Origin of the sequence: Kribbella kalugense (assembly GCF_004365875.1) — a bacterium.
GTDB lineage: Bacteria > Actinomycetota > Actinomycetes > Propionibacteriales > Kribbellaceae > Kribbella > Kribbella kalugense.
The window spans coordinates 622,668-637,607 of the sequence record NZ_SODF01000001.1; the positions used below are offsets into that span (position 1 = coordinate 622,668).

16 protein-coding genes are annotated in these 14,940 nt (G+C 67.9%); 9 read left to right on the forward strand and 7 right to left on the reverse strand.

The window, feature by feature from the left end; genetic code table 11:
• The first annotated feature begins 26 nt into the window (after positions 1–26).
• Positions 27–608: an RNA polymerase sigma factor gene (locus EV650_RS02955; protein WP_134115061.1), complete on the forward strand. Its 582-nt coding sequence runs from the start codon at positions 27–29 to the stop codon at positions 606–608.
• Positions 609–613: 5 nt separating this feature from the next.
• Positions 614–1,075: a hypothetical protein gene (locus tag EV650_RS02960; RefSeq protein WP_134115063.1), complete on the forward strand. Its 462-nt coding sequence runs from the start codon at positions 614–616 to the stop codon at positions 1,073–1,075.
• Here the strand turns inward: EV650_RS02960 and EV650_RS02965 are convergent.
• Genes EV650_RS02965 through EV650_RS02975 form a run of 3 tightly spaced genes read right to left on the reverse strand, consistent with a single transcriptional unit; the run spans position 1,072 to position 3,822 of the window.
• Positions 1,072–1,503 (reverse strand): VOC family protein, encoded by a 432-nt coding sequence (locus EV650_RS02965; RefSeq protein WP_134115065.1) that lies wholly within the window; start codon positions 1,501–1,503, stop codon positions 1,072–1,074. The genes EV650_RS02960 and EV650_RS02965 overlap by 4 nt on opposite strands.
• Before the next feature lie 8 nt (positions 1,504–1,511).
• Positions 1,512–2,333: an IclR family transcriptional regulator domain-containing protein gene (locus EV650_RS02970; RefSeq protein WP_134115067.1), complete on the reverse strand. Its 822-nt coding sequence runs from the start codon at positions 2,331–2,333 to the stop codon at positions 1,512–1,514.
• Positions 2,334–2,355: 22 nt separating this feature from the next.
• A complete protein-coding gene (locus EV650_RS02975; RefSeq protein ID WP_134115069.1) occupies positions 2,356–3,822 on the reverse strand; it encodes an amidohydrolase family protein in 1,467 nt (488 codons plus the stop codon).
• 190 nt (positions 3,823–4,012) lie between these two features.
• Between EV650_RS02975 and EV650_RS02980 the strand changes: the two genes are divergently transcribed.
• Genes EV650_RS02980 through EV650_RS03000 form a run of 5 tightly spaced genes read left to right on the forward strand, consistent with a single transcriptional unit; the run spans position 4,013 to position 8,236 of the window.
• On the forward strand, positions 4,013–5,140 hold the full coding sequence (locus tag EV650_RS02980; RefSeq protein ID WP_238173995.1) for a CaiB/BaiF CoA transferase family protein: 1,128 nt from the start codon (positions 4,013–4,015) through the stop codon (positions 5,138–5,140).
• Positions 5,137–5,913: a citryl-CoA lyase gene (locus tag EV650_RS02985; protein WP_202874341.1), complete on the forward strand. Its 777-nt coding sequence runs from the start codon at positions 5,137–5,139 to the stop codon at positions 5,911–5,913. The genes EV650_RS02980 and EV650_RS02985 overlap by 4 nt, the downstream gene beginning before the upstream one ends.
• 11 nt (positions 5,914–5,924) lie before the next feature.
• Positions 5,925–6,788, forward strand: a complete 864-nt coding sequence (locus EV650_RS02990) for a DODA-type extradiol aromatic ring-opening family dioxygenase (RefSeq protein ID WP_134115073.1) — start codon at positions 5,925–5,927, stop codon at positions 6,786–6,788.
• Complete coding sequence (locus EV650_RS02995) at positions 6,785–7,144, forward strand: hypothetical protein (protein WP_134115074.1); 360 nt, start codon at positions 6,785–6,787, stop codon at positions 7,142–7,144. Before EV650_RS02990 ends, EV650_RS02995 begins: the two co-directional genes overlap by 4 nt.
• A gap of 9 nt (positions 7,145–7,153) precedes the next feature.
• The gene (locus EV650_RS03000; protein WP_134115076.1) at positions 7,154–8,236 is read left to right on the forward strand and encodes a quinone oxidoreductase family protein; all 1,083 of its coding nucleotides are present in this window, start codon (positions 7,154–7,156) and stop codon (positions 8,234–8,236) included.
• A gap of 238 nt (positions 8,237–8,474) precedes the next feature.
• Here EV650_RS03000 and EV650_RS03005 read toward each other — a convergent pair whose 3' ends face one another.
• Together EV650_RS03005 and EV650_RS03010 are read right to left on the reverse strand one after the other, a co-directional pair.
• A complete protein-coding gene (locus tag EV650_RS03005; protein ID WP_166677998.1) occupies positions 8,475–9,074 on the reverse strand; it encodes an ATP-dependent Clp protease proteolytic subunit in 600 nt (199 codons plus the stop codon).
• A 194-nt stretch (positions 9,075–9,268) separates the two neighbouring features.
• Positions 9,269–10,198, reverse strand: coding sequence for a nucleoside hydrolase (locus EV650_RS03010; RefSeq protein ID WP_134115080.1), 930 nt, complete (start codon positions 10,196–10,198; stop codon positions 9,269–9,271).
• A gap of 66 nt (positions 10,199–10,264) precedes the next feature.
• On the opposite strand from EV650_RS03010, the gene ftsH reads away from it, so the two are divergent.
• A complete protein-coding gene (gene ftsH, locus EV650_RS03015; RefSeq protein WP_134115082.1) occupies positions 10,265–12,301 on the forward strand; it encodes an ATP-dependent zinc metalloprotease FtsH in 2,037 nt (678 codons plus the stop codon).
• Here ftsH and EV650_RS03020 read toward each other — a convergent pair whose 3' ends face one another.
• Positions 12,302–12,931 carry a hypothetical protein gene (locus EV650_RS03020; protein ID WP_134115084.1) on the reverse strand — a complete coding sequence of 210 codons (630 nt, stop codon included), beginning with the start codon at positions 12,929–12,931 and terminating at the stop codon, positions 12,302–12,304.
• 82 nt (positions 12,932–13,013) lie between these two features.
• On the opposite strand from EV650_RS03020, the gene EV650_RS03025 reads away from it, so the two are divergent.
• Complete coding sequence (locus tag EV650_RS03025; RefSeq protein ID WP_202874342.1) at positions 13,014–13,502, forward strand: MarR family winged helix-turn-helix transcriptional regulator; 489 nt, start codon at positions 13,014–13,016, stop codon at positions 13,500–13,502.
• Here the strand turns inward: EV650_RS03025 and EV650_RS03030 are convergent.
• Positions 13,499–14,932 (reverse strand): DUF4832 domain-containing protein, encoded by a 1,434-nt coding sequence (locus EV650_RS03030; RefSeq protein WP_134115086.1) that lies wholly within the window; start codon positions 14,930–14,932, stop codon positions 13,499–13,501. The two genes, EV650_RS03025 and EV650_RS03030, sit on opposite strands and share 4 nt — an antisense overlap.
• Between the last annotated feature and the right edge of the window lie 8 nt (positions 14,933–14,940).

The following is a 14,940-nucleotide window of genomic DNA, read 5'->3' on the forward strand; positions in this document are numbered from 1 at the left end:
GGTCCGGTGTTGAAGAGGGGGACGGCATGCGGGACGACCCGACAGTCGTCGACCTGGTCACCCGGGCCAGGGACGGCGAGAAGAAGGCCTGGGACGAGCTGGTGGAGCGTTACGCGCCGCTGGTTTTCTCGGTCTGCCGGCGGTATCGGCTGGCGCAGCCCGACATGGACGACGTCGGGCAAAGCGTGTGGTTGCGGCTGGTCGAGCACTTGCCCGGTCTGCGCGAGCCGGCGGCGTTACCGGGCTGGATCGCGACCACGACGCAACGCGAGTGCTTCCGGCTGATCCGGACGACCAATCGGGTCGAACCGGTCGACCTGGCGGACTCGCCCGACGTACCCGAGGATGCGATCGCGGAGGAGGAAGTGCTGCGGCACGAACGGCGCGCGATCCTGCGGACCGCGTTCAGTGAGTTGTCGCGTCGCTGCCAGATCCTGCTCGCCCTACTGACGCAAGACCCGCCGACGCCGTACGACGAGATCAGCCGGCGACTGCACGTACCGATCGGAAGCATCGGGCCGAACCGGGCGCGTTGTTTGACCAAGCTGCGGCAAACTCCGGCGCTGGCGTTGCTGGCGGATGGACCTGACGAGAGAACGAGGAGGTGAGAACCGTGGCAGATCTGGACTGGAACGACGACGAACAGATGATCGAGGCCTTGCGGGACGCGCTCGCGTCCGCCGACGAGGTGCCGACGGCGTTCGTCGAGGCCGGCAAGGCGGCGTTTTCGTGGCGGACGATCGACGCCGAACTGGCGGCGCTCACCTACGACTCGGCCTGGGACACCCTGGACGCATTGGCGATCCGGTCGGAGAGCGCGATCCTGCGGTCGCTTACCTTCGCGTCCGACGGCTGGACGGTCGAGCTCGAGCTGACGCCCGACGCCGTACTGGGTCAGCTGGACCCGCCGGAAGCCGGCACGGTCACCGCCCGCGGCGAGGGCGGCAAACTGGCCACGGCGGACATCGACGACCTCGGCTTCTTCGCACTCCGCCCGGTCCCGACCAGCCCATACCGCTTGGTCTGCACAGCCGCCTCCGGCACCACGATCCTGACAGGCTGGATCACGCCCTAGGCGGCGAAGACCTGGGAGTCGTCGGCGAAGGCTTTGAACTCCAGGGCGTTGCCGGCTGGATCGAGGAAGAACATCGTCCACTGTTCGCCGGTCTGGCCCTGGAAGCGGACGTACGGCTCGATGACGAACTCGGTGCCGGCCGCCTTCAGCCGCTCGGCGAAGGTCTGGAACTCGTCGACGGTCAGGATCAGTCCGAAGTGCGGCACGGGTACGTCGTGACCGTCGACCGGGTTGTGGATCCGTTGCGGTCGCTCGGGAGCGACGTGGGTGACGAACTGGTGGCCACGCAGGTTCCAGTCGATCCAGGTCTCGGAGCTGCGACCCTGCTCGAGGCCGAGTACGTCGCCGTAGAAGTGCCGCGCCGCGTCGAGGTCGTCGACCGGCATCGCGAGATGGAAGCGGGGGATGGGGGAGTCGAGAACGGTCATGCAGTTATTCAAGCAGTCGTCTCATGTCGTTGCTCGATCTCGACGTGGGGGCGAGATTGCCAGAGGGCCCACTCCGCGCTGACGTCGCCCGCCGTACGGAGGAGGAGCGGGAGGTGGTCGTGCAGCAGTGTGTCGACCGAGGTCTCGGCCGCGTGCACGGTCACGTTCATCGCAGCCCGGACCGTGCCGGTGCCGTCGCGGACCGGTGCTGCGACCGAGCGGACACCGGGCGCGAGCTCCTCGTCGGCCAGCGCCCATCCACGGGCGCGGATCTCGGTCAGCTCGTCGTACAACTGCTCCGCGGTCCGGCCGATGTACGGCGGCAGTCCGGCGCGGCTCGGTTCGGCGAGGACCTCGGCCAGTTCGGCGGGGGAGAGCGCGGAGAGCAGCACCTTGCCCTGCGAGGTCTGCGCGGCCGGGAAGCGGGTGCCGATGTCGACCCGGAGTGCGATCAGCTTCGGCACCGAGACGCGAGCCACGTAGACGATGTCGGAGCCGTCGAGCTGCGCCATCGACGACGACTCGCCGGTCCGGGTGACGAGCGACTCGAGGTGCGGTTTCGCGATGTCCCACAGCCCGAGCGAACCGACGTACGCCATCCCAAGGGTCAGGACCTTGGGGGTGAGCTGGAAGGCGCCGTCGGTGGTGCGGACGAAGCCGAGCTCCTCCAGCGTGAGCAGCAGCCGGCGCGCGGTCGGCCGGGCGAGGCCGGCCGCGGACGCGACCTCGCTCAGCGACATCGTCCGGTGGTCGACGTCGAAGCAGGCCAGCACGTCCAGCCCGCGAGCCAGCGACTCGACGAAATCCGGACCCGCACCACGGCCTGCCATAGATCGTCCTCCAGTCGATTGACTACGGTTCACCGAAGATGGTGCCACGGGCCTCGCGGGTCGAGTCGGACTTGTAGTCCGTGTACTGGTACGGGTTGTCGAACACCTCGCCCTTCGGCAGCTCCGGATTCATCCCGCTCCGCCACGCCTCCTCGCCGAGGGTCGAGCGCAGATGGTCGACGGTCGCCTCGACCTCACGCCGTACGGCGGGCAGGTCGCAGCCGACCAGTTGATGGGCGAACTTCACCACGCGGCCGTCGACGATCACGGTGTGTACGTCGCCGCGCTGGGACTGGAACGCCACCTGGCCGTACGGGTTGATCAGCGGGAACGAGACCGGTGACGAGTCGTTCTTGATCAGGATGACGTCGGCCGTCTTCCCGGGTTCGAGGCTGCCGAGGTCGTCGCGGCCGAGCGCCTTCGCGCCGCCGCGGGTCGCCCAGTCGACGACATGCTCGGCGCGGAGATGGCTGTGGGTCACGGTGGCGCCCTTCATGTGCGCCTCGAGGTGCTCGCGGGCCCGGTCGGCGCCGAGCGTGGTCCGCATCGCGCTGAACAGGTCGCCGCTCCACCACACGCTGGTGTCCATCGACAGCGAGACCGGAATGTTGTGCCGGCGGACCTGCCAGGTCGGCGGGTAGCCCTGGCCGGCGCTCTGCTCGGACTCGGTGGAGACCGAGATCGAGCCGCCGGTCGCGGCGATCCGCTGGTACGAGTCGGTGGTGAGGGTGGCCGCGTGGACGTAGATGTTCTGCGGCGTCATGAACTCGTTCTCGTGCATCAGCTTGATGCCGTTGTCGTTGGTCGCGCCCCAGACACCGGCGTGCGTGGTCACGCCGAGCCCGAGCTCCCGGGCCACCTCGAACGCGGCCCGCTCCGGGAAGGCCGGGTCGCCGGTCACGTCGAAGGCCAGCTGCAGACCGAGCTGCGAGTCGTCCCGCAGCCGCTCCAGGAATGCGCGCACCGACGGATCCGCGGTCCACTCCCACGGCCCGGCCTGAATGTTGCCGTAGGCAAGAACGAACCGCCCGGGTACGGCGCGCAGCGCGTCGGCGGCCGCCTCGGCGTGGTCGACACTCTGCAGTCCGTGCGACCAGTCGACCGTTGTGGTGACGCCCGCCTCGAGCGACTCCCAGGCCGAGGTCAGGTTGCCGGCGTGGATGTCCTCGGGCCGGAACGTCTTGCCGTGCTCGAGGTAGTACCAGACGAAGTACTGCGTCAGCGTCCAGTCGGCGCCGTACGCGCGCATCGCGGTCTGCCACATATGCCGGTGGGTGTCGATCATGCCCGGCATCACGATGCCGCCGGTCGCGTCGACCACCTGGGTGTTCTCCGGGACGTCGAGCGCCTGGCCGACGGCGGCGATCTGATTGTCAACAATCAGGACATCGCCATTGTCAACAATCGTGTGGTGGTCGTCCATGGTCAGCACGGTGCCGCCGCGCAGCAGGATCGGCCGGCCCGCCAGCGGCGTCGCGGCAGTGGTCATGATTCCCCTCCAGAAGAGATCCCGGACATGCGTCCGTATGACGGTCATCGGGGCGATGAGACTCACTATCTGAGCGGCTGGATGGACTGTCAAGAGTTCAACCTGGTGGTTGACAGGCGAGCGAGGGCGGTCCGAGACTGAAGCGATCTGGTCGTGCGGACAACTGTCCGTGATCCTCCTGGGAGGTTGTGTGACGGGTCCGCTCTCCGGGCTGCTGGTGGCCGACTTCTCCCGGATCCTGGCCGGCCCGTACGCGACCATGCTGCTGGCCGACCTCGGCGCTGACGTGATCAAGATCGAGGCGCCCGGCGGCGACGACACCCGGTCCTGGCAACCTCCGGTCCGCGACGGCATCTCGACGTACTACCTCGCGGTGAACCGGAACAAGCGGTCGATCGCGCTCGACCTGAAGGACCCCGAGGACCTGGCCGCCGCGCAAGAGTTGGCACGGCGCGCGGACGTGCTGGTGGAGAACTTCCGGCCGCGTGGACTGGCCCGGTTCGGGCTTGACTACGAGACCGTTGCCGACGGCAACCCCAAGCTGATCTACGCGTCGATCAGCGGGTTCGGGTCGGGGCCGAAGGGTGCAGAGCTGCCCGGGTACGACCTGATCGTGCAGGCGATCTCGGGCTTGATGAGCCTGACCGGTGACCCGGACGGCGAGCCGTTCCGGGCCGGGATCTCGGTCTTCGACGTGATGGCCGGCCTGCACGCCACCATCGGCGTACTGTCCGCGCTGAACGCCCGGCACGAGACCGGACGCGGTCAGCACGTCGAGGTGAACCTGCTGTCGTCGGCGCTGTCCGGCCTGGTCAACCAGTCGAGCGCGTACGTCGCGGGTGGCGTCGTACCGCTGCGGATGGGGAACAGCCATCCGAGCCTGTTTCCCTATGAACCGCTGCCTTGTGCGGACGGGGAGTTGATCATCACGGCCGGAAACAACGGGCAGTTCCGCAAGCTGGCGGAGGTTCTCGGCGTACCGGAGCTGGCCGACGATCCGCGGTTCGACCGCAACGAGAAGCGGACCGCGAACCGCGACGTACTGCGGCCGTTGCTGGTCGAGCGGCTGAAGACGCGGACGAAGCTCGAGTGGTTCCGCGACATCATCGCGGCCGGGGTGCCGTGTGGACCGATCAACACCGTCGACGGCGGGGTGGCGTTCGCGGAGGACATCGGGCTGGATCCGGTCGTGACGGTCGGCGAGATCCCGACCGTGCGCAATCCGATCACGTTCTCGGAGAGCGCGGCGTCGTACCGGTTGCCGCCGCCGTCACTCGACGAACACGGAGGTGAGCTACGCAAATGGCTGACGGAATGAAGTTTCCGACCTCGTTGGGTACGTCGACAGCTGACGAGATCCGGCTGCTGGGGCAGGACCTCACCGCAGATCTGATGGGGAAGGTCGGGTTCGGTGAGTTGGCGTTCTGGCTGGTGACGCTGCGCCGGCCGACGCCGTCCGAGACGCGGGTGTTCGAGGCGGTACTGGTCGCGCTGGCGGACCACGGGTTCACACCGACCGCGATCGCCGCGCGGGTCACCTACTTGTCCGCGCCGGATTCCCTGCAGGGTGCGCTCGCCGCCGGCCTGCTCGGTGGTGGATCCCGGTTCCTCGGCGTGACCGAGGACTGTGGAATGTTCTTGCACGAAGCCCTCGACGGACGGGATCTACCGACCGATGACACCGGCTGGGACGCCCTCGCGTTGGAGGTTGTCTCCGCGGCCCGTGAGTCCGGCAAGTACCTCCCCGGTCTCGGGCATCCGGTACACAAGGTGCTCGACCCACGGACGCCTGTGCTGATCGGCATCGCTCGTGAGGAAGGGCTGGAAGGCCCGCATCTACAGCTGTTCCAGGCGATCGGCCGCGTGCACGAGCAGGTCCTTGGCCGCAAGCTCCCGTTGAACGGCGCCGGGGTCTGTGGCGCCGCGCTCGCCGACCTCGGGTTGCCGGTCGAGATGCTGCGCGGATTCGCCTTGCTGGCAAGGGCTGCTGGGCTGCTCGGTCAGCTTGCCGAGGAGCGTCGCCGGCCGATCGGGATGGACATCTACTCCACCATCGACCGCAACGCCGTCTACGTTGATCCGGAAAGCTGAAGGAGCACCGCATGGCCACAGTCGCCGCTGTGATCGCCTCTACGCACCACCCGTTCTACTATCGCGCCAGTACCGCGACAGGTGCCGACCGGCCGCCGTTCGCCGACGAGTGGGTGGCGAAGATCGAGGCCTTCCGGGAGACCTTGACGAAGGCGCGCCCGGACATCCTGGTGATGGTCGGCAGTGACCACTTCCACCAGCTATGGCTGGACAACATGCCACAGTTCCTGGTCGGCAAGGCGCCGTACTTCGACGCGAACTGGTACAACGAGGAACGCGAGTTCGGGCTGCCGCGGATGCGGCTGGCCGGTGACGAGCAGCTGGCCGGACACATTCTGCGGAACGGGCTGGACGCCGGCTTTGACCTTGCCTTCAGCAACGAACTCCGGATCGACCACAGCATCACCTGCCCGATCATCACGCTCCGCCCCGACGCGGATCTGCCGATCGTGCCGATCTACACCAACATCTTCGCGCCGCCCCTGCCACGGCCGGGGCGGTTCGTCGAGCTGGGCCGGACGATCCGGCAGCTGGTCGAGTCGTGGCCGAGCGACAAGCGGGTGGCGATCATCGGCACCGGACACTTGTCGCTGGAGTTGGGCGGGCCGCGGCAGTTCGGTGCGCACGGGCCGGATCCGGAGTTCGACCGGAAGGCGGTGGAGTGGATCGCGCGCGGCGACGTCGACGGTTGCCTGTCCGAGGTGACGCTGGATAGCCTGCACGAGCCGGGCAACGCGACCCACGGGTTCATGGACTTCATGCTGATGATGGGTGTCGCGGGTGCCGGGGCGAAGGCGGATCACGTCGACTCGCTGGACCTGTTCCACACGATGGAGGCGTACTTCACCTGGTACCCGAACGGGGTGCCGGCATGAGTAAGTACTTGCTGAACAAGTTCCTGTACACCATCGATCGCGACCCGGAGCTGGTCGAGCGGTACCGCGAGGACGCCGCCGGGACCGTGAGCTGGTGGGAGCAGGAGCTGGCGAACGAGATCCTGAACTGCCACACGGGAGAGCGGTCCACGTGGCTTAGTTTCACCGACGAGGAGCGGCGTGCGCTGCGGGAGCACGATCATGTGGCGCTGTTCGGGCTTGGGGCTCATCCGTTCCTGACGCTGACGTTGTTCATCGCGATGTTCGAGCGTGATCACGGGCCGCTCGAGTACCAGAAGGCGTACGGGCGTGCTTTGCAGCACCTGTCACTGCCTTATCCCGATATCGCTACCTGAGGAGGCCGCGTGCGAGCCGCAGTACTGCACACCCACGGCGAGCCACCGACACACGGCGAACACCCGGACCCCGTTGCCGCGGAGGGCATCTCGATCGTCCGGGTCACTGCCGCGCCGGTCGTCCCGCTCGACCTGTTGTGCGCTTCGGGTACGTCGTACTTCGGCCCGCCGGGGCTGCCGTACGTCCCTGGCGTGCAGGGCGTCGGCGTGATCGAACAGTCCGAGATCCTGGAGCCCGGCACCCGAGTCTTCTTCGCAACCACAGCAGGAATGGCCGCCGGCAACGGCAGCTTCGCCGAACGTGCCGCCGTACCGGACGACGCCCTCGTCCCACTCGACCCTGCGCGACCGGCAGCACCGGAAGGCGGCGGACGCGGCCCACTCGACGCGACTGCGCCGAATGGCGAGGCGGCGGCCGGCGGCGTGGCGGATGCTGACGTGGAGGGCGGGGCGATCGGTGTGGTGGGGGATGCGGCGGTGGCGGCTATTGGGTTGTCGGGGGTTGCGGGGTGGATGGCGTTGACGTGGCGGGCGCGGATGGAGCCGGGGGAGCGGGTTCTTGTGCTCGGTGGTGGGGGAGCGGTCGGGCAGGTGGCGATCGGGGCGGCGCGGGTGCTCGGGGCCGCGCGGGTGGTTGCGGTGGTGCGGTCGGATGCGGCGCGCGAACGAGCGCTCGGGGCCGGTGCGGACGAGGTGGTTGCCTTGAGCACCGATGTCGACGAACTGACGCGGCGGCTCGGCGATCCGACGTACGACGTGGTGATCGACCCGGTCTTCGGCCCGGCCGCGACGGCCGCCGCGCGGGTGCTCGCAGTCGGCGGGCGGCTCGTCAATCTCGGTGGGGCGTCGGGTGATGAGGCGGTGTTCTCGTCGGCGGTACTCCGCAGCCGGACGGCGAGCGTACTCGGCTACACGAACAACGCACTGACCACCGACCAGCGACGTGACGCGCTAACCGCCGTACTGCAGCACGCGGCAACCGGCGCGATCGCGATCGCCCACGAAACCGTCACCCTCGCCGACGTCGCCACCGCCTGGCAACGCCAAGCAACCGGCAACACCACCGGCCGCCTCGTTCTCACCACCACCTGAACAAAGGTCCCGGAGTCTTTCCGTCCTGCCGCGCGTAACCTCGCCCCCTGAGCTGGGGTTGCCCATTGAGGTAGAGGGTTGCCCCCTCGGATTCTCAGTGGGCAACCCTCCAGTTGGGTGGGCGCCCCGTGGGTTAGAGGGTTGCCCCCTGAGGTGGGGAGTTGCCTGCTGAGGTGGAGGGTTGCCCGCTCGGATTCTGAGTGGGCAAACCTCTAGCTGAGTGGGCAACCGCGAACTGTCAGAGGAGGCGGGTGATTAGGCCGTAGTCTCGGGCCTCTTCGGCGGTGAGGATTCGGCCGGGGTCTAGGTCGGTGGCGATCTCGTCCGCCGGGCGGCCGGTTGCTTGGGCGATGAGGTCGCGGAGGCGGGCGACCTGGCGTTCGTGCTGGTCGGCAAGGGCGGCTAGTTGGTCAGCGGTGCCCTCAGCTGAGTAGTGGGGCGAGGAGAGGACGAACATTGTGTGGCGGTGGGCTTCGCGCTGCTCGGCGGCTGCGAGTACGGCGATTGCCGGGCCGCGCAGGGTGCCGCGGGCAACGGCATGTACGGGCGAGGTGATCAGGTCGATCGCAGCGGCGACCGAGAGGGCTGCGTCTAGGCTGGATTCCGACGAGGACAGGTGCAGCGTGATCGGGTCGTTGCTGCGGGCATCGAGTAGGAGCAGCTGCGCCGCCACGTGACTCGCCAGCGCGTCGTCCAACCGACCGTCGACCAGGATCGTCCGCTGCTCGAGCAGTCGGTCGGCGAGCTCCCGCTCGAGACTGATCGAGTTCGGCTCGTACCACGACGGCAAGATCGGCTGCGGCGACACCCCAGGCTGCGGACCTCTGGGCCCCGGCACTCCTGGACCTGGACCGGGTACGCCGGGCCTCGGTGGAACCGCAGGCCACGGCTTCGGGATCTCCGGCTCTCCCGGCGGCCAGGTTGCGGCGGGCTTCTCCAAGTACATGCTTCCTCCCGGATGCGTCGTCCCCTCCACCCTGCGGCACATCGCAGGTAGGGAGAAGGCTCTTCCGCTACCAGCAGACGAAGCAGTCAGCTGAGGGCGGTTACGGCGGCGACGATCCTGTCCCAGAACGCGTCCTGGTCCAGCTCGACTGCGATTCGGGCGTTCGCCGGCCGTCCTGTGTAGCCATCGAGGTCGACCACTGTCGCGCCGGACGTCCACTCGCCCTGGGTTTCGATTACGAGGTTCGCCTCGATGCACCGGACGATCGCTGGATCGATCACCCGCGCCACAGCGGCCGGGTCGTGCAGCGGCGGCGCTTCGAATCCGAACAGGTCCCGGTACGTCGACGCGAAGAACGTCATCCACTCACTACACACCCGCGCCAACGGCGTCCCGATCCGATCGAACCGCTCAAGGACCTCCTCCGTCACCAATGCCTGATGCGTGACGTTCAACCCGCACATCGTGAACGGCACACCCGACCGGACGACCAGATCAGCCGCGTCAGGATCGACGTACGCGTTCGCCTCGGCGAGCGGTGCGATGTTGCCGCGGTCGGTCGATCCGCCCATCCAGACGATCTCGGTGATGTTCGCGGCCAAGCCCGGCTCCTCCGAGAGCAGCCGCGCGATGTTGGTCAGCGCCCCCGTCGCCACGATCGTCACCGACCTGGTCCGCAGTACGTCGACCAGCACCTCATGCGCCGAGTACGGCGACTCCGGCACGGACGGCTCGTCCGTGAACAGCGGCCCGTCGAGACCCGTCTGCCCGTGTACGTCGTCCGCGATGCGCAACCGTCGTACCAGCGGCCGGTCCGCACCGCGCGCGACCGGGATGCCGGACGCGCCGGCGAGCGAGAGCACCCGGCGGGCGTTCAGCGTGCACTTGTCGACGGTCTGGTTGCCGGCCACGGTCGTCACGGCGAGCAGGTCGACGGCCGGATCGGCCACCGCGAGCAGGATCGCCATCGCGTCGTCGTGGCCGGGATCGCAGTCGAGCACGAGTGGGGTGGGCATGCGGGCCAGGGTACGACCATGGAGTCGTTGCTGTTTCCCAGCCGATTCAGGTCCTATGTTGGCTGTATGAGCGAGAAGGAGCAGCCGCCGAAGGACCCGTCCACGGCCGACCGGGGCACAGATCCCGATCAGAGTGACCGCAACGGCGGGTCGTCAGAGCGGCCGCCTCACAAGCCGTGGCGGACCGAGGGACTGCCGGCTGGGCACGGTGACAGCGAGAAGCCGCGGCGGCCGCGCTGGTGGAAGTGGGCCGCGTGGATCGTCGGTGGGTACCTCGTGCTCTTCCTGCTCACCACCATGCAGGATCAGATGGCCGGCGGCCAGCAGACCATCGCCTACACCGACTTCACCGCTCAGGTGCAGAAGCAGAACGTAGCCGAGATCTTCGCCCGCGGCGACACCATCCAGGGCCGGCTGAAGGCGGCCGCGCCGGTGCCGGGCAAGACCGACCAGAACTACACGAAGTTCACCACCGAGCGGCCGACGTTCGCCAACGACAATCTGTACGGCGATCTGCAGAAGGGCGGCGCCACCGTTCGGGCGACGCCGGTGGTCGCGCAGCGTGGCGTGCTGGTGAACCTGCTGATTTCGCTCGGCCCGTTCCTGCTGATCGCAGCTTTCTACTGGTGGCTGATCCGGCGGCAGCGGGCCAGTGGCGGTCTGGGTGGTCTGGGCGGTCTGTTCGGTGGCAGCGGCCAGCAGAAGAAGCCGGTCGACCCGAGCACTGTCCGAGTGACGTTTGCCGACGTCGCAGGGATCGATGAGGTCGAGGCCGAGATCGAGGAGGTCGTCGACTACCTGAAGGATCCCGAGAAGTATCGGCGGCTGGGTGCGCGGGCGCCGAAGGGCGTGCTGCTGTCCGGTGCGCCGGGCACCGGCAAGACCCTGCTGGCGCGGGCGACCGCGGGGGAGGCCGGCGTACCGTTCTTCTCCGCGAGCGCTTCGGAGTTCATCGAGATGATCGTGGGCGTCGGCGCGAGCCGGGTGCGGGAGCTGTTCGGCGAGGCGCGCAAGGTGGCGCCGGCGATCATCTTCATCGACGAGATCGACACCATCGGCCGTGCCCGCGGCGGCGCGCGGTCGGTCGGCGGGCATGACGAGGGCGAGCAGACGCTGAACCAGATCCTCACCGAGATGGACGGGTTCTCTGGGACCGAGGGCGTCGTCACGCTCGCGGCGACGAACCGCGCCGACGTGCTCGACCCGGCGCTGCTGCGACCCGGCCGGTTCGATCGCACGATCACCGTGAACGCACCGGACCAGCCGGGCCGGGAGGCGATCCTGAAGGTGCACGCGCGCGGCAAGCCGCTGGCCCCGGACGCCGACCTCAACGCGCTGTCCAAGTCCACGCCGGGGATGACCGGCGCCGACCTTGCGAACCTTCTCAACGAGGCAGCGCTCGGCGCAGCGCGGAAGGGCGAATCGCAGATCACTCAACGCGACCTGACCGACGCCCTGGAGAAGATCCAGCTCGGCACCGCGCGGAACGTGGTGATGCCGGCTGAAGAGCGGCGGCGTACGGCGTACCACGAAGGCGGGCACGCGCTGCTCGGGATGATCCAGAAGGGCGCCGACCCGGTCCGCAAGGTGTCGATCATCCCGCGCGGCCGGGCGCTCGGCGTGACGCTGTCGACGCCCGACTCCGACCGCTACGGGTACGACGTGGAGTACCTGCGCGGCCGGATCATCGGGGCGCTCGGCGGGATGGCGGCCGAGCAGGAGGTCCTCGGGGTCGTCACCACCGGCGCCGAGAGCGACCTGGAGACCGCCACCCGGATCGCACGTTCGATGGTCGGCCGGTGGGGCATGTCCGACGCGATCGGCCCGGTCTCGATCCTCCCGGCGGAAGGCGATGCGCGTTCGGCGGGTGTCTCCGACCAACTCCTCAACACCGTCGATGAAGAGATCCGCAGCCTGATCGAACAGTGCTACGCCGAGGCCCGCCGCCTGCTCCGCGACAATCGCCCGAAGCTGGACTCGATCGCCGCCCAGCTCCTCGAGCACGAAACCCTCGACGAGGCCGACGCGTACGCCGCCGCCGGCATCACCCACTCCACCCGTCCAGACCTCGCACCGCAGCCGGCCCCGCGCGACGCGACCTAGTCAGCTGTGGGTCGAGACCGCTTGGACAGGAGGGAGCGGTGAGCGCCGGCCGCCGGTCGGCACCAGGCGCGTGACTGCTTCAGGCATCGGCCCAACCGTGAACGCGTACACAGCTGAGCCGACGGACACCGTGACGAACGACGCCACGGTCGGGATCTCATCGGGGAGCGGAATGACGTGCTCCCCGGCATCGAAGCGGGTCTCGATCACCCGCATCGAGGCGCTCTTCGGCTCGGGCGGCGTGAACGACGTACCCCAGAACGCCTCGACAACAACCTCGGCCGGCTCCTTCAAGGTGAGCTGCACCGTCCTGTTCTCGTAGGCCACCCCGTCGGCAGTCGAGCCGATGCCCTCGACCTGGGCGGCGATGAGCCCGGCGATTCCGGCGAGTCCCTGGACGAACGTGACGTGGTCGTTGACCTTGGAGATCTCGTCCCTCAGTTGCCGCTTGGTGTCAGCCGGAACCATGCCACCGAAGAGCACGACATCGAAGTCGGTAGCGTCGTACTCCGTCAGTACTTCGTCGAACTGGTTCGTCGCATCGGCCCGAAACCCTTTGTTTCTAAGGATGTCGGCAGCGTCGAGGATCACGCTCGGGCTTCTGCCGATGATCAGGATCCGTTGGTCCATGAGTTGGTCTCCCGGCTGATTGAGTGTTGGCTCGACCAACATAGCCGATGTTGGCCGCGCCAACAACTGGTACCGTCTACCCATGCCGATGCATCACCCGCCGAGCCGCACTCTCGCCCGCGTCGAAGATCGTCCGACCTGGCTGATCAGCCGGAACTTCCAGCGCTCGTCGGGACTGCTCGCCGCTGCCTTCGAGTCAGCTGGCGATGGTCTGCGCAGTTACCACTACCGCCTGTTGGCCGCGCTCGACGAGTGGGGGCCGGCGAGCCAGGCCGACCTCGGCCGCGGGACCGGGATCGACCGCAGTGATGTCACGGCGGCGCTGTCCGAACTCGAGTCGCGCCGGCTCGTGAAGCGTTCGGTCGACCCCGCCCACAAGCGCCGCAACATCGTCACGATCACCCCGGCCGGGGTCGAACGACTCCTGGAACTCGACGCGATCGTCGACGACGTCCAGGAGCAAGTTCTGAAGCCGCTGACCGTTGCGCAGCGGCGGCAGTTCATCGCGTTGATGGTGAAGGTCCTGGCCGCCGAAGACGAGTCACTGACTTCGGCGGCCCCGAACCCTTAGCCGATAGTCACCGTCTGCTGCAGATCGTTGTAGCCGGTGCTCGACTGCCAGGTGCCGTTGTTCGCCAACTGCACCGCATACACGGCGTTGTAGGTCTCCGCGGAACCCGGCAGGTGAGCCTGTGACTGCAGTTTCGGATCCGCGATGTTGAGCAGGACCTCGTATTTGCCCTTGGGCAGCTTGACGCTCCAGTTCAGGCTCACGGTCTGGCCGGCGCCCCAGCGACGCGGATCGGCCGGCACATTGATGCGGTAGGTGTGCTTGCTGTTCTGGAACACCAGCTGGACCTGACGTGGGTTGTACGGCGCCGCCCAGCCGTCGTTCCGGATCTTCACGCCGACCTGGACCTTGCCGTGCGACTGGCTGACGGTGCTCTGGGTCAGTGCGAACCGGTAGCCGAGCTTCTGCTTGGCGATCTCGATGTTGCTACCCCAGCTGGCCAGCACGTCCGGGTGGTACTCGATGTTCAGGAACGAGAAGTGCAGCTGGGCCATCTCGGCCGCGGCCGACGGCCACTCCGACCGAGGTGCGTCCACGCCGCAGGTCTCGCCGCCTTCGGGCACGTAATTGGTGTCCTGGGCAACGAAGTCCTTGTCCAGCTGAAGCGGATCGCTCAGATACGTGCCGAAGTCGTCCGGGCTGGCCAGGAAGCAATCGTTGTGCTGCCCGATCCGCGCCAGCGCCGAACCGTCGTACGCCTGATCCGCGGTCAGCCCTCCCGCGGTTCCCGTCGGTACGTCGTACATCCGCTGCTTCATGTACGGCGTCCGTACCTGGACCATCTTGTCCTTCGGTAGCGCCTGGAGCAGCGCATCGATGACGGCCTTGCGGTCGGCCCAGTTCTGGTCGGACACCTGGCTCGGGTCGGCCGGGTTGGAGAAGTAGTCCGTGTAGTAGCCCTCGCCCCAGAGGCCGACGAAGCCGGACTGGACGACCGCGATCATGTCGGCGTTCTTCCGCAGGATCGGCGTCAGCTGCTTGATCTGCTTGACCACCCGCGCGACCGGCGCGTCGCCGTACGGCGTGGGCGGCGGCCAACCGTCACCCGGCAGGGCGTAGGCGAACCGGACGATCATCTTGACGCCGGCCGCTCGCGCGGTGTTGAAGTCGGCCTGCATCAGGTCGAGGTAGTGCTTGTCGATCACGTCCTGCTTGGAGAACTTCTCCAGGTAGAACAGCCGGAGGATCTGGGTGATGTGCTCTTGCGTGCGGAAGTTGCGGAGCGTGGTCACGTTCAGCGGGACGTAGCCGGAGTTGTCGGCGTAGTAGTGCGTCTCGGCGTGGTGGTAGAAACCGCGCTCCTGGTTGGAGATCACCTCGTCGGAGGTGGTGTAGGTGCGGGTCGTGGACGGGGGAGCGTTGTGCGCCAGTGCTTGCTGCGTCGGCAGTAGCAGGCTGATCGCCGCGAGAGCTGCGGCAAGCCGTCTCATGGGGTATC

Coding starts and splice junctions, on each gene's coding strand:
- EV650_RS02955 (WP_134115061.1), top strand. CDS start 27: ATGCGGGACGACCCGACAGTCGTCGACCTGGTCACCCGGGCCAGGGAC.
- EV650_RS02965 (WP_134115065.1), bottom strand. CDS start 1,503: ATGACCGTTCTCGACTCCCCCATCCCCCGCTTCCATCTCGCGATGCCG.
- EV650_RS02970 (WP_134115067.1), bottom strand. CDS start 2,333: ATGGCAGGCCGTGGTGCGGGTCCGGATTTCGTCGAGTCGCTGGCTCGC.
- EV650_RS02975 (WP_134115069.1), bottom strand. CDS start 3,822: ATGACCACTGCCGCGACGCCGCTGGCGGGCCGGCCGATCCTGCTGCGC.
- EV650_RS02985 (WP_202874341.1), top strand. CDS start 5,137: ATGAAGTTTCCGACCTCGTTGGGTACGTCGACAGCTGACGAGATCCGG.
- EV650_RS02990 (WP_134115073.1), top strand. CDS start 5,925: ATGGCCACAGTCGCCGCTGTGATCGCCTCTACGCACCACCCGTTCTAC.
- EV650_RS02995 (WP_134115074.1), top strand. CDS start 6,785: ATGAGTAAGTACTTGCTGAACAAGTTCCTGTACACCATCGATCGCGAC.
- EV650_RS03010 (WP_134115080.1), bottom strand. CDS start 10,198: ATGCCCACCCCACTCGTGCTCGACTGCGATCCCGGCCACGACGACGCG.
- ftsH (WP_134115082.1), top strand. CDS start 10,265: ATGAGCGAGAAGGAGCAGCCGCCGAAGGACCCGTCCACGGCCGACCGG.
- EV650_RS03020 (WP_134115084.1), bottom strand. CDS start 12,931: ATGGACCAACGGATCCTGATCATCGGCAGAAGCCCGAGCGTGATCCTC.
- EV650_RS03025 (WP_202874342.1), top strand. CDS start 13,014: ATGCCGATGCATCACCCGCCGAGCCGCACTCTCGCCCGCGTCGAAGAT.
- EV650_RS03030 (WP_134115086.1), bottom strand. CDS start 14,932: ATGAGACGGCTTGCCGCAGCTCTCGCGGCGATCAGCCTGCTACTGCCG.